This is a genomic window from Sutcliffiella rhizosphaerae (assembly GCF_917563925.1).
GTDB lineage: Bacteria > Bacillota > Bacilli > Bacillales > Bacillaceae_I > Sutcliffiella_A > Sutcliffiella_A rhizosphaerae.
The window spans coordinates 49,948-65,774 of sequence record NZ_CAKJTJ010000020.1 but is presented as its reverse complement, the minus strand read 5'-3'; the positions used below and the strand labels follow the sequence as shown (position 1 = coordinate 65,774).

17 protein-coding genes and 1 pseudogene are annotated in these 15,827 nt (G+C 35.1%); 15 read left to right on the top strand and 3 right to left on the bottom strand.

Going from position 1 to position 15,827, the window contains the following annotated elements:
* Window positions 1–334: pseudogene (locus LRP81_RS15870) on the bottom strand (transposase); the annotation flags it as partial.
* Between the two features lie 391 nt (window positions 335–725).
* Window positions 726–971, bottom strand: coding sequence for a hypothetical protein (locus LRP81_RS15865; protein WP_230502809.1), 246 nt, complete (start codon window positions 969–971; stop codon window positions 726–728).
* A gap of 136 nt (window positions 972–1,107) precedes the next feature.
* On the opposite strand from LRP81_RS15865, the gene LRP81_RS15860 reads away from it, so the two are divergent.
* From LRP81_RS15860 to LRP81_RS15815, 10 genes are all read left to right on the top strand, one after another.
* A complete protein-coding gene (locus LRP81_RS15860) occupies window positions 1,108–1,812 on the top strand; it encodes a Type 1 glutamine amidotransferase-like domain-containing protein (protein ID WP_230502807.1) in 705 nt (234 codons plus the stop codon).
* Window positions 1,805–2,269 carry an HIT family protein gene (locus LRP81_RS15855; protein ID WP_230502804.1) on the top strand — a complete coding sequence of 155 codons (465 nt, stop codon included), beginning with the start codon at window positions 1,805–1,807 and terminating at the stop codon, window positions 2,267–2,269. The genes LRP81_RS15860 and LRP81_RS15855 overlap by 8 nt, the downstream gene beginning before the upstream one ends.
* Window positions 2,244–3,077, top strand: a complete 834-nt coding sequence (locus LRP81_RS15850; RefSeq protein ID WP_230502803.1) for a protein phosphatase 2C domain-containing protein — start codon at window positions 2,244–2,246, stop codon at window positions 3,075–3,077. Before LRP81_RS15855 ends, LRP81_RS15850 begins: the two co-directional genes overlap by 26 nt.
* Window positions 3,074–3,544 carry an NUDIX domain-containing protein gene (locus tag LRP81_RS15845; RefSeq protein ID WP_230502800.1) on the top strand — a complete coding sequence of 157 codons (471 nt, stop codon included), beginning with the start codon at window positions 3,074–3,076 and terminating at the stop codon, window positions 3,542–3,544. Before LRP81_RS15850 ends, LRP81_RS15845 begins: the two co-directional genes overlap by 4 nt.
* A complete protein-coding gene (locus LRP81_RS15840; RefSeq protein ID WP_230502798.1) occupies window positions 3,545–3,985 on the top strand; it encodes a pyridoxamine 5'-phosphate oxidase family protein in 441 nt (146 codons plus the stop codon).
* An 18-nt stretch (window positions 3,986–4,003) separates the two neighbouring features.
* A complete protein-coding gene (locus LRP81_RS15835; RefSeq protein ID WP_230502796.1) occupies window positions 4,004–4,828 on the top strand; it encodes a DUF4037 domain-containing protein in 825 nt (274 codons plus the stop codon).
* Window positions 4,829–4,851: 23 nt separating this feature from the next.
* The gene (locus tag LRP81_RS15830) at window positions 4,852–5,649 is read left to right on the top strand and encodes a GNAT family N-acetyltransferase (protein WP_230502794.1); all 798 of its coding nucleotides are present in this window, start codon (window positions 4,852–4,854) and stop codon (window positions 5,647–5,649) included.
* An 89-nt stretch (window positions 5,650–5,738) separates the two neighbouring features.
* Window positions 5,739–6,359: a hypothetical protein gene (locus LRP81_RS15825; RefSeq protein ID WP_230502792.1), complete on the top strand. Its 621-nt coding sequence runs from the start codon at window positions 5,739–5,741 to the stop codon at window positions 6,357–6,359.
* A 147-nt stretch (window positions 6,360–6,506) separates the two neighbouring features.
* Window positions 6,507–6,767, top strand: a complete 261-nt coding sequence (locus tag LRP81_RS15820) for a hypothetical protein (RefSeq protein ID WP_230502790.1) — start codon at window positions 6,507–6,509, stop codon at window positions 6,765–6,767.
* 369 nt (window positions 6,768–7,136) lie between these two features.
* Window positions 7,137–11,363: a C39 family peptidase gene (locus tag LRP81_RS15815; protein WP_230502788.1), complete on the top strand. Its 4,227-nt coding sequence runs from the start codon at window positions 7,137–7,139 to the stop codon at window positions 11,361–11,363.
* Between the two features lie 45 nt (window positions 11,364–11,408).
* Here LRP81_RS15815 and LRP81_RS15810 read toward each other — a convergent pair whose 3' ends face one another.
* Window positions 11,409–11,711 (bottom strand): hypothetical protein, encoded by a 303-nt coding sequence (locus LRP81_RS15810; protein ID WP_230502786.1) that lies wholly within the window; start codon window positions 11,709–11,711, stop codon window positions 11,409–11,411.
* A gap of 221 nt (window positions 11,712–11,932) precedes the next feature.
* Here LRP81_RS15810 and LRP81_RS15805 point away from each other — a divergent pair, with 221 nt between their 5' ends.
* The 5 genes from LRP81_RS15805 (at window position 11,933) to LRP81_RS15785 (ending at window position 15,755) form a co-directional block, all read left to right on the top strand.
* Window positions 11,933–12,454: a hypothetical protein gene (locus tag LRP81_RS15805; RefSeq protein ID WP_230502784.1), complete on the top strand. Its 522-nt coding sequence runs from the start codon at window positions 11,933–11,935 to the stop codon at window positions 12,452–12,454.
* Window positions 12,454–13,188: a hypothetical protein gene (locus LRP81_RS15800; RefSeq protein WP_230502782.1), complete on the top strand. Its 735-nt coding sequence runs from the start codon at window positions 12,454–12,456 to the stop codon at window positions 13,186–13,188. The genes LRP81_RS15805 and LRP81_RS15800 overlap by 1 nt, the downstream gene beginning before the upstream one ends.
* A 34-nt stretch (window positions 13,189–13,222) precedes the next feature.
* Complete coding sequence (locus LRP81_RS15795) at window positions 13,223–13,492, top strand: hypothetical protein (RefSeq protein ID WP_230502780.1); 270 nt, start codon at window positions 13,223–13,225, stop codon at window positions 13,490–13,492.
* A 203-nt stretch (window positions 13,493–13,695) separates the two neighbouring features.
* On the top strand, window positions 13,696–15,414 hold the full coding sequence (locus LRP81_RS15790; protein WP_230502778.1) for a WG repeat-containing protein: 1,719 nt from the start codon (window positions 13,696–13,698) through the stop codon (window positions 15,412–15,414).
* Window positions 15,396–15,755: a hypothetical protein gene (locus LRP81_RS15785; protein ID WP_230502776.1), complete on the top strand. Its 360-nt coding sequence runs from the start codon at window positions 15,396–15,398 to the stop codon at window positions 15,753–15,755. Before LRP81_RS15790 ends, LRP81_RS15785 begins: the two co-directional genes overlap by 19 nt.
* The last annotated feature ends 72 nt before the right edge of the window (window positions 15,756–15,827 follow it).

The following is a 15,827-nucleotide window of genomic DNA, read 5'->3' as shown; positions in this document are numbered from 1 at the left end:
AGTCTATGTACACGAAATCGACTAAGCTGTGAAGAATTTGGTAAAGTGTCTTCTGGATTTAAACCTAAAAACCATTTATTAAATTGTATTATGAATCCTCAATCACTCTTTCGTCAGACAAATTGTACAGAAATTGCAGAAAAAGGAGACGGAACAACAGTTCAGGCTCCTTGGCAGGTCTACCGTAATACTTACAATAAGATTCTTCAACTAACTCATTTATAAAGGAAAAATCAACTAGTTCATGAACTCTTCTCAAAAGATGATTTTCTGGCACAAAAGAGTAAAGCTCCGAATGAAAAGATAGGCTTGATTGATTGTGATTTAGTAACATTACAAAAACCCCGATACACTTTGATATAACTCTATTCTAACAAAAAACGCCTCGAAGGGCGTTTCTTCTAAAAAATGTAAGTGTTTTGCAGTGTCCTCCTTTGGGTGGTCTTTTTTTAGTTTAAGAAAGGATAAAATTTGAAGAGTGTATTGCTCCAGCAACTAGCATTTGGAGGTGATAATTTGATTATACAAAAAGGTTAAACCGATTCTTCTCGCAGTCTCGCCTTATGCATGTGAGCTCTGGTCAGGGCGCACGTGCTTTCAAATCAAAAAGTGTTCAAGTTTATCGACATATCGTTTTCCAATGATAATAGGGTATACCGAGGAGACAACCTAACGCGACATACCCTCCATAAATTAATAAATGTTTGCATAATGCACAGTTATCCCTATTTTTTAAACAAAGAATATATAATCAAAAACATCCCAACCATGAATAAAAAAACCCCCAAAACTATTGATAAGGCTCCAAGTACATACAATGTATCGGAAATATAAATGGTGACTCCTCCAGCAACCACAAACACAAGGGATATTACTCCCAGTTCTAACGTATTTTTCCCCTTAACTGCTTGTGAATTTACCATCATAAAAATAAAGATTAAGAAAAGTAGAACAATAGCCCAGATCACCATAATAGCCCCTTTCATTTCTAAATATTACTAAAATAGTATACTGCAAAATAATTTATAAAATTATCTGAATTTTCGACACTGAAAGCTGTTTAACATGGTATAATATGGATCAATCTTCCAGAAAGGAGTAACCAAAATGAAACAAATTATTGCACTCGGTGGTGGTGGCTTCTCGATGGAACCTGCTAACCTATTACTTGATTCTTACATTCTCAAACAATCTCGGAACCATAAACCCAAAATTTGTTTTCTACCAACAGCAAGCGGAGATGCACAAAATTATATTGATAGATTTTACAATGCTTTTGAAAAACTAACATGTATACCTTCCCACCTCTCATTATTCAAACCACCCACAAAAGACATAGAATCTTATATTTTAGAAAAAGACATTATCTATGTTGGAGGTGGAAATACGAAAAACTTGCTTGCTTTATGGAGAGATTGGAATGTAGATAAGATACTTTTAAAAGGGTATCAACAGGGAATAATCCTCACGGGAATTAGTGCTGGATCCATTTGTTGGTATGAAGAAGGTCTTACTGACTCCTTTGGGGATGAATTAGAGCCAATTACCTGTCTTGGCTTTTTGCAAGGAAGCAACTCTCCACACTATGATGGGGAGGCAAACCGACGCCCAACCTTTCAAAATTTAATAGCAAGTAGACAGTTAAAACCTGGGATAGCTGCTGATGATGGAGTGGGTATTCATTATGTGAACGGTGAAATTAAGAAAATCGTCAGTTCGAGACCTAAGGCAAGAGCCTACTTGGTAAACGAAATGAAGGAAGTACCATTACATACATTTTATCTTGGGGGGGGGAGCCATTACGATGAGTAGTACTTGTTTTATTTGTCAAAAGCATTTGGGAGAAATACAAACTGCGGGAAATGTGATATATGAAGACGAACACGTATATGTAGGCCATATTGATAAGAATGATCAACCATTTTACCTTGGTCATATAATGATAGATTTAAAAAGACATGTACCTACACTTGCAGAAATGTCAGAAGAAGAAGCGAAAACGTTTGGAGTTATCATGGCAAAAGTAAGCAAAGCATTGAAAGAATCAGAGGGTGCCGAGCATGTCTATGCCCTTGTCGCGGGAAATAACGTACCTCATTTACATATGCACCTTGTTGCTAGGTATCCTGAAACGCCTGAACAGTATTGGGGTCCAATGGCTGTATATGATTGGGAGGATGCTCCAAAGGGAACTAATGATGATGTAGTGGAGCTTTGCGAACGCATCAAAAAACATATAGTAAGTGGTAACATTCATGCAGGCATTTAGCTGGGTGGGAAGTAGTAATAGTTATGTTGATGAAATAAAGGTAGCTATCATGAAGCAAAGAGTAACATATGGTCTGTTTGGAGGAAATTCTGCTGCAGGGCAATATAAGAATGAGGATGGGTGTCTCATTTGGTTGGATGACAAGGGAGAATGGGAATTTGCAATAGTATTAGATGCCCATTACTCAGCTGAAAGCGCTGAACTGGTTATCGCTATAATACAAGAGAATAAAGAACAAATTGAAGAAGTTCTTTTCCTGCCCATACAAGATGTATTTCATACGTTATCACAAACTATCTTAACTATCTTTCAAAGCCCTTCTTTTTTGAAGCGGTGTCAAGGTACTAAAGGAGAAACTGCTTGTCTTATTGCATGTAGAAAGGGTAACTACCTTTGGTGGTTTAATATTGGAGATTGTGCATTGTTTTTACATCATCCTGAACTAATAAATCTAGGAGAATATCAACAAAATCATCGCAGTTTTTTTGAATGGATTGGCAAAGAAAGCGCCTTTCATAAAGGAGTGCCATGTTACAGTACAGGTGTAAAAGAGTTGCGAAAAGGAACTAACCATATTTTATTGACTACTGATGGATTACTCGAATGCCCTGATTCCAATTATAGTGAAGCAGCATTTATCTTTGAAAAATTCAAAAAAGTGGATTGTTATGGTGGTATCCTAGCTCTGCTAACCGATATTCAACAAAAAAATGTGCGAGACAGTACGACTATTGTTTCTTGGGCAGTTGAAATAAATGATATTGGAACCATACCTAGTGATTTGCATATAGCGGGAGAAATGCGATGAGTTATCCAATTAGAGTAAAAGCATGTGCATTAATAATCAAAGAAGAATCTATCTTATTAATTGAATTTAATGATCAAAACGGTCTTCATTACAATTTTCCATCTGGGGGAGTGGAAGCTGGAGAGTCAATAATGGAGGGAGTAAAAAGGGAGGCATGGGAGGAAGCATGCATAGAAGTAGATGTGGGGCCACTAGCTTTAGTTTATGAATATGCTCCACATCAAAATAACTTCAAGTACGGAGAAACACCCACCTTGGCCCTACTGTTTGAATGTGAAATAAAAAAAGGGTCAACCCCGAAAATGCCTTCGAAGCCAGACTTAAATCAAACCGGTGTAAAATGGATAAAACTATCGGAGTTACATTCTATCGTACTTTACCCAAATATTCGCGACGAAATAATAGCCTATGCGATCAATAAAAGAAATATAGAATGGATAGAAGAAAGTAGATTGGAGGGCTATTAGGTGGAGATAATTAACGGTAAGAGAACATTTGATTTAGACGATATGTTAAGTAAACCATTATTCGCTCATCTCTCGACGGTTGAAGTGGATATGCCAAAAGATTCTCCAGTATGGTTCCACTGGGAGAACAATGAAATATGGATTATTGGAACGAAAACAGACACATTCCCAAAGAGAATACAGAAGAATTCGAAGTGTGCCATAGGAATTGTTGACTTTGACTCTTTAACAGGAAAAGTATTGCATGCTGGATTCAGAGGTAAAGGTAGCCTTGAAAATTTTGATTCTGAGATAGTTTACAAGATTATTTCGAAATACTTAGGTCAAGATGAACAAGATTGGGATCCACGGTTTCAAAACCTTGATGATTCAAACGTATTAATTCGCTTTACACCGGATACAGTGGTGATTAGAGATCAGTCCTATATCATTAAGAAATAAGAATGAGAGGAAAAAGTAATGTCATTAAAACAAACAGCTATGAAGCTTACAACTATTTATAAGAATAATCCTAGTATAGAAGCTATAATGTTGGCTGGGTCAGTCGCAACAGGATGGGAGGATGAGTTCTCTGATATAGAACTCCACATACTCTGGAAAAAGCCACCCTCAGATGACGATCGAAAACAACCTATTCAATTTATTAATGGTTCTGTTTTATCGTATTTTCCATTTGAAGATGGAGAGTGGTCTGAAAGTTATCTAACCCCAGAAGGAATTAAACTAGAAATCAGTAATTTTCTAACTTCAACGGTAGAAACATTTATTACAGATGTGACTATCCATTTTGATATGAACTACGATAAGCAATGTATTCTTGCATCGATTAAAGATGGAATGCCATTATATGGTGAGATGGTAATAAATTCCTTAAAGCAATCCATATCCATTTACCCACATCAGCTAGCAAAGAGAATGATCTCGGAAAATTTATGGTTAGGTAGCAGGTGGAACAATCGGGCAGCGCTAATGAAAAGACAAGACAGATTAATGCTAAATGGAGTAACACAAGATGCTTGTATCAAGCTGATGGGTGTACTTTTTGGATTGAATAAAATGTATGTGCATCACCCATCTTTCAAGTGGCTATCAAATAAAGAAAAGGAATTCACAGTAAAACCAGAGAACTTTGTAGCAAGAATAAATCAATTTCTCCTAAGCAACCAAGAACAGGCACTGAAAGAGTTGGAGGACTTATTTGCAGATGTAATACGACTAGTCCATCAATACCATCTAGATTTGGATATTGAAGAACAGAAGAGAATGATTGGGTATAATAAATAGATTTGTCTATAAGGAGAAAAGTGATGTCCGTCAAGCAATTATCTATCCATGATCATATGGATGTCTGTCATCTTTTTGGCAATGAAATGGATAACTACCAGTTTATTCTTAATGATTTACTTGCCAATCATTACAAAAGTAAGCAGCTACGTGTATTGGGTAATTATGAGAATAATAAACTTACTTCCATTCTGTTAAATCATGCTGGAAACCTTACATACTATGAAAACAGTAATCAATCAATAGAACCTTATTTACCATTCTTACAAGAGTTAAATTTTTATAAAATCTCTGGTCCAAGTGAAATGGTTGGTAAATTACTACCATTTATGAACATCAAGCATGATAGCTTTTCACATATGGGAGCAGTGCATAGTGTCAAGATTGCAAGAAGATATCCCCACTTACAAGTAAAAACAATCCAAACAGAAGATGAAATCGGTTTGCAATATGATTTATTCACTGTAACAGAAGAATTCCAAGGTAGTTTAGCTGAAAGCAAACAGGCATACATGGAATCTGAGTTTTTGAAACTTTCTGATGGTACGAATAGGAGTTATTATCTTTCTATTGATGGGAGGATGGCTGCATGCGCGGCAACAGTTAAAGAAGAAAAAAACAGTGCGATCATCATTGGTGTATTCACAGATCCAAAATTAAGAGGAAGCGGGTATGGGACTGAAGTGCTCCATGCTCTTTGTAATCAACTTATATCGGAAGGGAAAATTCCTTATTTATTTTATTCCAATCCTCTTGCACGCAGTGTGTACAGAAAACTTGGCATGACAGAAGTGTGTGAATGGCGTGTGGCATTTGTTTAAGGAAAAAATAGAAAAACCAATCGTAAGTTCGAGTGAGAGAAAGTAAGAAGGGATATCCTACCCTAAGGAGGGTTGTCCGTGTTAAAAAAATGCTTATCTTCTTACCTGTATTATTAATATTGCACATTCCAGTATTTTCAGAACAATTACCTATTATCAATATTGCTTTTGTCCTTGACAATCAATTATGGATGAAAGAAGAAACGAAAGAATATCAGTTAACTCGTGATAAAGAGGTAGTAAATCTAAAATGGTCTTATGACGGAGGATTTATTGCTTACTTGCATATCGGAGAAAAAGGAGATGCGTCTCAACTTTGGATATATGATACGAATAAAAAAGTGAATTATAAACCTTATGATTGGATAGAAACAAAAAATTATAAATGGTCTCCAACCAACCAACCATTAGCTTATACCTCTAATGGCGTTCTTAATATTACACAGAAACAAGATGGGATTCCAAAGGGCTTCGAAAATGTGGTACTTGGTGTAAGTGATTTCGAATGGTTTCCAAATGGGAAAGAGTTTATTGTTTCTTCAACGGCAAACCTTTTGCCTACTGGCTGGGGACCAATTCCATTGTTTAAGTTGCCGTTTGATACAAATCTTGATAGTAAGAAAGTAGAGCATTTTTACACTATTGAATCGGATAAGGATATGTTTGCGATTGATTTTTGTTATTTTAAATGGAGCAATGACGGAAATTGACTTAGCTTTCTAGCGATTCCAACTGCGTACTTATCGAATGAAAGCAACATGTTAGGTGTCCTTTCAATGTTACTATTTAAAGATTAGTTTTATTGGTCACCATGGGAAAATAAGCTAGCTTATATTTCGGGAGAAGGGAGATTTTGGGTGTCTGACAAGAAATTAAAAGTAGCTGACATACCAATTTTGAAACAACAAAAAGAATATATACCAAAAGGGTTTGTAGATTTAGGTTTGGCTTGGTATTCCGAAGATCATGTAGTAGTGTCACGAGCTAAAGAAAATAAACAATGTCATGAAGGACCAGTCCCTACGATGTACACTAGCTTGTTTATGACAAATATCATAACGGAGAAACAGACACAAATTGCTTTTCCGAAGAAGGAACCAGTCGAGATTTTTGGGTGAAAGATGGATGGGAAGGGGAAGAAAAGCTACTGAAAAAAGGGCTCAAAGGTAATCCAGTAATTTATTTTGATAAGTAGTTACATGTTCAATGGACTAGTTATTGATGACGCTCTTCCTGAAAAGTGATACATAAAGAGCAATAATAATTTTCAATAGAAAAGATGCTGACTAGAAAAAGTCATGCATCTTTTTTATTGATGTAAGGACTTATTAAGCTGATTTATGATTTTATATTTGAGCCTCAAAAGAATTCAGTAAATATTAGTCAAAAAAAATATTTGATTCTTCGAAAATAAAGATGGTAAATGCTTACTATTCGTCGTATATTTAATCTATTCGTGCAAGAAAAATATTTTTTATAGAGGGGTCATGAAGAGAAACATGGAAATTGGTCTAATAACAAAACTGCTGGAAGAGAACAAGTATAATGAGGCCATTAATTATTTTGTCACCGAATTTAAGAGTATAAATATAGATAAGCCAATAGAACTAATTAAAAAGGTTGTTTCCTTGCCTGACGATGAAATGAGATCTTTGCTTCGGGTATTAGATTTAGCTTTAATGGATAGAATATCTTCCTTGTTAGTAAGAGTACGGTTTCGTCTAAACAATTCTATAGCGACAACGATATGGTATGGAGAAGAGTTAATTGATCAAGGAAAATATATTCAGTCATGGGAACTTATTAAGTCTTGTTTAGATGAGGATGTTTCTAACGAAGATAAAGAAAAGATTTATCGTGCACTTGCCATTGCTTGCATGCATATGAAACGATTTAATGAAGCCTATGAACATATGAAAAATTGTGAAGAAATCGCTACAGAGCCGATGGATACAAGATGGGCTTATTATCACCTTAAAAAAGGTGAATCGCAAGAAGGGCTAGCTATTCTTAAAAAAGCACTTAATGATCCTAAGGAAGCTCCTTATGCTTTTGGGATGATAATTAGGGAGTCATTGAATCATGGAGATTTGCAAAATGCACGAGCTTACCTTGAAATAGCGACAGACACCGATTTGCTAACTCCTGGCATACAGGCTGAATGGATTAGATATTACCGAAATATGAAAGATTGGGAGAAGCTGAGAACCTTAATTAAAGCACTTCATACAAGTGTGCCGTTTCATAATTATAAATTATTATTAAATTTGTGGATTGCGGAAAGTTTTTATGAGGAGAAAAATTTTAAAGCATTACAAGCCTTCCTGGAGGAACATAAAGAAGTAAGAAAAAATAGCCAGTTTAAAAACTTAACAGAAAAAGTGTCAGGTAACCAATTTGTCACTAACTATCACTCATCCATACAAAAAGATAATTTTTGTGTGCCCGCATGTATTTCTATGGTTTTTAGTATGTATGGACAAAGTGTTCCACAAGAAGAAATTGCTGAAAAAGTATTCTCGGTTTCAGGATCTAGTCTAATAAAGACAATAGGATATTTAAAGGGAAATGGATATACAAGTCGTTATTTTCAGGCGAATGTCGAATTAGTGAAACAGCTTCTTGATGTTGGCGCAGCAATAATAATGAATGTAGAGTACCCATCTTCCTCCCATGTTCAGCTGGTAGTTGGTTATGACGATATTTTGAATACATTATTTATTCAAGATCCAAACTTTCCAGAGATGCATCGACTAGATTACGAGAAGTTCTCAGAAGAATATGGAAACAGTAAATGCTTGGCAATTGCAGTTCTTCCAAATAAAGAGTCGCAGCAATTATCATTTTTAGATGATCATTTTCATAAAAGGTCTATTAGAATACAATCAATGGGTGAGAATGGGCAAAAAAATACGTCAGACGAAGAAATAATGTATATTAAAGAGAATCTAGATGATGAAATAGTAGCGTCTACCTATTTAAAATATTTAGCAAGCGAAGATGACAAGGATCTTATTCATAAAGCAATAGAAGTAGTTACGAAATCATCTTTACCTGATGATTATAAGCATTTCATTACCGCCATGGCTTATATCCGATTGAAAGACTGGGAGCAAGCGGAGAACTCGATAGACTTAATTAAAAATAACGCCTATCAATCTGCCATTTCCTATTGGAGAGGAAGAATAAAATTTGATCAAGACGACTATGTAAAAGCAGGGGAGTATTTTTACGACAGTATTCTTCATGAATCAGAAGATTTTGTTTCTTGGTCCTATCTGGCATTGTCCAGTTACTATTCAGAACAAATGGATATGGCCCTTGCTTATTCTACTATTGCTATGGACATCAATTCATTAGATACTTTTGTAAGAATGAATCATGGAATTATTTTGCTTGAAAACCATTATGTAGAGGATGCACGTAGTGAGTTTCAAAAGTTAATCAAAGAAGATAAACACCATGCCCATGCTTGGTTCGAAAGAGCAAGATGTGATATGGAAATGGCAAGATATCGTCACGCTGAAAGAGGATTCAAGGTTGCCATTCACTTGGATTCCACCATTGCCATACCTTATAAAGAACTTTCAGGGCTTTATGAGAATATTCATGGAGATAATCAAAGAGCAGAGGATACCTTGAAGGATGGTATGGAAAATACCGGCCAAAATGCACTACTCATGATGGAACTAGCTGCATTTTATTGGAGACAAGAGGATCTACAGCATGCAAGAAAAACGTACATGCTAGTGACTGAATTGGAACCGAATGATTCTACTGCGTGGCTGTGTCTCGGGCAACTATTAATGGAAGAAGGAAAACATAGGGAAGCATATCGATGGTTTAACGATCAATATGGACAGTTTGAATCCGAAAGTGAATATTTAATAAACGCAGGGAAAAATATGTGGCATTGTTGTGAAGAGATGGAAGCTGAACAAAGCCAAAGAGAGCAGGCACTTGCCTATATAGAAAAGGGAATTGAACTAGAAGTTGAGAATTTAGAGGGCGCCTTAGATGTCTATGTGGAACTTTTGATAGAAACCCCATATTACACAAGAGCATTATCATTTATTCATCAATTAATGGAGGAAGACGAGGACAACTACCTCTATCCAAGCTATATTGGTTGGATCTTGGAGGAAAATGAAGAATATTATCAGGCGATTCACTATTTTGAAACAGCACTTACTTTATCCTATGACCTTTTCCCACTTTATCGCCTTGGTGAAACATACGTTAAACTATCGGATGATAAAACTGCTAAGCGTTATTTTAAGAAAGTGATTGAACTAGATCAGGAACATTTGCAGGCATTCATACGTTTATCTGATATAAGTGAACGTTTGAATCATAAAGTACAAGAAGTCTATTACCTAAAAAAAGCTTTCCAGATCGATCCATATGTATTGAATATTGATTATTTTGCTTCTCTTTTAAAAGAGCAAGATCTAAAAGAATTAATGGATCAATTATTGCAAATGGAAACAGAAGAAAATGCTGGGTTTATTAAGGACAGCTTGGCATATATCTATGGGTATTTGGGTGAACTTGATAAAGAAGAGGAACTAGTACAGGAAGCTTTGGCACTGGATAAAGAAGAAACAAACTTTATCACCCATTATATAAAAGTACTTATCAAAAGAAAAAGATTTTCAGAAGCAAAAAATGAATGGTATAAACAAATACAAAAGGATGTCGAGGAAAGACACCTCTACCCCCTACTAATTGACCTATATAAACAAAGCAACTCGATGCTTTCCTTGGAAAAAGATTTGAATAAATTAAGAGTCGAGGCATCTATCAAGAGTTTATTATTTATGTACTCGGCAGTTGAATATGAGAAGTTATTATTAGAGCAAAGGGAAAATGATGCATATGATGCCTCTGACAAAGGCTGGATTGGAAAGATAAAAAACTTTGGAAAAGCTACACTCGACTTTGGAGTGCTAGGAAGTCTTTACGAAAATGCTATAAAACTTGATAGAACAAATACAGATGCAGTCATATTGTTTGGGGATTTTTACTTACAAATGGATATGCTAACAGACGCAGTCAAACTAAAACAAAAATCTCTCAAGGTACAATGGACAGAAGCAGTGGCTTCTTCTCTTGTTACTACTTATATTAATTATATTGAATACTTGCCTGAGAAAAAACATGCATCCTATTTAAGCGATGCGAAGCTACTTATTGAAAAATGTCTGGAAGAAGAGTATTCCATTGAAAATCTTAATCATTATGGATATGTATTGAGATTACTAGAGGAAAACGAAAATGCTAAAAATATATTTTTAGAAATACTAGAATTGGATGGTAATAATAAATCTGCTCATTATCATCTTGGAGTAATTTATCGAGATTTAGGTGAAGCAACAAAAGAAATGCAACATATGAACAGAGCGGTTGAGCTTGACGGTTTTAATGCGTGGATAATGAACGAGGCAAGTATTACGTATAGATTAGCAGGTCAATTTACAAAGGCACTTGAATTAATTGATTCTGCCATAGAAATAGATCCTGAAGAATTGCATTTTCTTTATAACAGAGCATGTTATCTATCCCTATTAAAGAGGGAGGAAGAAGCCTCTGACCTTCTCATAGAAGTGTTGGAGGCAGAAGAAGATGGGGCATTTGCAGCAATGGCATTGGAGGATGATGACTTTATTCCATTAAAAAAAGCTGGTATGTTTCCATTGGAATTTACAGTGTAATAATTAGAAGGGTATGTGCATATGTGGCACATACCCTTTTGGTATTTAGTTTGTATTCCGTTTGTCTATAGCTTCAGTCACAACAAAAGCCAAATCATCATTACCGAACATTGATAAAACGCCAAGAACCGTTTGATCAGGGATATCGCCAGCTTCTTCTCTTGATACTGTCAACTCAAGTGCCTGAACAAGTGCTGGATTGTTCAACTGGTTTGGATATGCTTTTTTGTACAGAGTTTTCGGATCCAGACCATGATTAATACACCATTGTGCGAAAACAAGAATCATCATGTTTTCTTCTTTTTGATAGTTTTCAATAATTGCTTTTTCCATTTCGCTTTTATTCATATAATAACTTCCTTTCTATCTACTCCTGTATTCATTATAAAACGTTGTATATTATGTTTCCATAATTGATAGTTTGATGGTGAAAAATACTAATCAGGTAAAAAGTAGTATTATTACTGAAAAAAATATTATTCACCACCAACACACGATACATATGGTATATAATTAAATCAATAAACTAGGTATATTTACTTATAAAGTTAATGAATCGGAGGAAGATTATGAAAATGGAATTAGGTGACTTGCTCTTTGTTAAGGGTAATTGCTATGTTAGTCCATTCATTCGTTTTTTTCTAAAATCACCATATACACATGTTACAATCGCTGTGGATCATGAAAAAATATGTGAAGTGGATTTACATAGAAAAATGGAGATAATACAAAATCCCTATGAGGAATATAAATTATATCGTTTAAAAAAACGACTAACGGACAATCAACAAAAGAAGCTATTGCTATTTTTACACAAAAAGGTTGCAACTTCAAAAGGATATGATTGGTGGCGACTACTATCACTTTGCATGAAAAAATATTTTCGTTGGAACATTATTATACATGAGCAAGACAAATACATATGCTCTGAGATAATTGATAAAGCATTTCAACATATTGGTATTGATTTAGTAGAGGATCTAGTGACAGGTGATGTTACGCCTATTGATATTATGCAATCAAAAAAGATTATGTATATTTCCACCATTAATAAATCTATGAAATCATTAGTTGGAGGGGAAATAAAATAATGAAAATGGGCTTAAATAAGCTTAATGGTTCTGTGATTATTGGAATAATATTATTATTTAATTACATCATATATCGTTTAGAAGCAATACCTCCATTACCTAAAGAGATAATATGGGGGAGTTTGATAGATTTAATGGTAATTGTACCGATACTTATTTTCTACTTGTCTAATAAGAAATTCTCTGCTTTTCCCTTCATTGTACTCGTGGGGCTTAGTGCCCTGTATTTAATCATTCCTGCTGAAATGTTAGTGAACTATGCTTTTACTTCGCTGTTAGGCTTTGCAGGGAGAATCTCTTTTGCCTCTTTGGTATTACTTATTTTATATCAATTGATTAAGAAAATAATAGCTATTAATCATTCCCTCAAAAATCACCAAATCTCCATTTCATTTCTTCAAGAAAGGCTCGATATAGCGCTTAAAGAAAATGGTATGGGGTCTTCCATTTTCACAATATTAGCTACTCATGTAAGTATGATATATTACGCTTTTTTTTCATGGAAGAATAAGAGTTGTTCGAATGATCAAATTTCTACTTATTCTTTTCATAAAAAATCCAGTTACATAGCGATTCAAATTATGCTTATCCATGCAATTATTTTAGAGACAGCAGGAATTCACTTTTTTTTGCATACTTTGAATGAAAAAGTTGCCTATATAGTGCTTGTTGTTAACATTTATACAGTAATTTATTTTGGCAGAAATACAGGCTATTCGTTTATTTCCTTTTAAAATAGAACGAGACCATCTTTATTTAAGGGTAGGAATGACTAAAAAAATAGCTATTCCGTTTAAGGATATTAAAAGTATTCATCCTTACAAGGATCTAGAAGATAGGAGCAACTTAGATAAAAGAGATAGATTCGATGGAGTAGTGGCAGATTTTGAAAAAGAGAAGCCTTCAATTGAGATTGTTTTTCAAAGACCTTTAGCAGTTGAATACATATTTGGTGTGAAGAAGAAGGTAAGCATAGCACATATTCGACCAGATGATACGATCGCATTCTTGCAAACAGTAGCAAAAAAAATAGAATAGGAATATTTTAGCCTGGCAATAGAAACAGGTTGAATTTATCTGGATCAATTATTTGGATTCGTTCATTTCTTGAAGAAGTTCCTGACAAAAAAACAAAATAAACTCACTTCAACTATTTAGATTTACGAGTTCTTGAGCTAGGGGCAATCACCTACCCTGTTAGTTTTCCATAAGATATGAAAAACTGACGGGGTGATTTTTTTATGTTTGGTTGGGTTGTAAGAGCAAGATTGTTTCCTGCGGAAGTAAAAACAAAGGAGGGAACAAAATGGGGATATATTGATGCGAATGGAAAGTTTGTCTTAAAGCCAACTTTTGATAACGCAGGTGACTTTCAGCAAAATGGTCTTGCAATTGTTAGTAAAGGAGGTACTGGTGTAATAAACCAATCAGGCAAATTTGTTGTAAAGCCTATTTACAGCTCTATCTTTCCTTTTACAGAGGGACGTGCCATCGCAATGTTAAATGAGGGTGGTTCGGTTGTAATAAACGAAAAGGGGAAGGTATTAACGGAAAAAACCTATTCTTTTATTAGCCCGTATCAGGGGGGACGAGCGGTTTTTCAAGAAAAAAAGAATGGTGTCTTGCTTTATGGTTATTTAGATATAAATGGGAGAGTGGCCATTCCGGCAAAGTATCAATATGCATTTGATTTTAAAACTGGTAAAGGGTTAGTACAGGTTAATGAAGGGCAATACGCATTGTTGGATTCAACGGGAGCTCTTTTGCAAACGTATCCTTTTCAACAAATGAATGGACTGAGTGAAGGGTTAATTTCATTTAAAAAAACACTTCAGGATAAAGCAGGATATGTAAATGAAACAGGACAAATTGTGATTGCACCACAGTTTGGGATGGCCTTACCTTTTCAAGGCGGAAGAGCAGTAGTCAACCTATCCTCAGATTATAAAAATGAATATGGATTAATAGATAGAACAGGAAAATTCGTTATCCCTCCAAATTATAACGATATTCTAATAATTGGGGCAAACCGGGTAGCTGTGGGGAAGGCAATCAATCCTAATGAACCATATGTAGGATCAATTTATGCCATTGCGGATGCTTCCACTGGACAATTATTAAGTGAGTTTGTTTTTGGAAATGTCTCTAATTTCCAACGGGGATATAGCTCAGTCACAAAGGGAGTACAGACATTTTTTATTGATAATAATGGTCGTCAAGTAAAAGATTTGCCCATTGTAGATGGAGTAGGAACACTTACCATGGAAGGGCAACTTATTAAGGCATTTGTAGATCAACGGTTATCCTATTATGATAAAAATGGAAAACTGATTTGGACTCAGAATACAAAGATTCCATTGACAAGGAATGCGTCTGTCTTGGAGGAAAAGTATCGTCCAAATATGGATTATTTAGTGTACTATCCACAAATGCAGGGAATAGCTAATAAACAGGCTGAAACGAAGGTAAATGACTACCTTAAGGTTCAGTCGCAAATAATTCCCATACCAAATGATAAACAATTAGATTATCAATATACAGGTGATTTTTCCGTACAGTTTTTCCAAAAGAACTTGATCATTTTAGAACTTGATGGCTACCACTATCCATTCGGTGCGGCCCATGGTATGCCCACTAAAATCATGGTGCCAATTGATATAAAAACCGGTCAAAACTACCAATTGAAGAATTTGTTTAAGCCAAACAGTGATTATGTAAAGGTACTTAGTGAGATAGTTGGAAAACAAATTTCGGAGAATCCAGCGAATTATTTTCCGGATGCCTACAAAGGCATAACCGCAAATCAGCCATTTTACGTGTCAAATGACGCGCTTTTCCTTTATTTTAGCCCGTACGAAATTGCACCGTATGCAGCTGGCTTCCCTACCTTTGAAATTCCTTTTAAAGAGATAGATAATATTATAGATAAAAGAGGAGTATTTTGGAGATCGTTTCACTAATTGGTAGGAGTGTGTTTGGTGACAGAAATAATAAGACAGGAGAACAAAAATGTTTATCTCATACCGAAAAAGGAATGGAGTCAGCATTTAAAAAGATGGAATTTAGCGAAAAGGAGCAGCATTTAGTAGCTAAACTGCGAAATTCAACAGGGTATATACGTGGGTTGTCACTAGTGGCTGTAAAGGCAAATAACGTGATTGGGCATATCTTATTAAGGAAGATCGTTATACAAGAAAAAAAGAAATTGAATCTCATGCGCTTGCTCCAGTTTCGGTATTACCTTTTAATCAGAAGAGGGGATAGGTCAAGAATTGATAAGCAAAGCAATAAAAATTGCTAAAGCTATGGATTTTACTTCCATTATTATCCTTAGACACCCAGACTATTATCGGTTTAAAGTTGCTTCCAATTG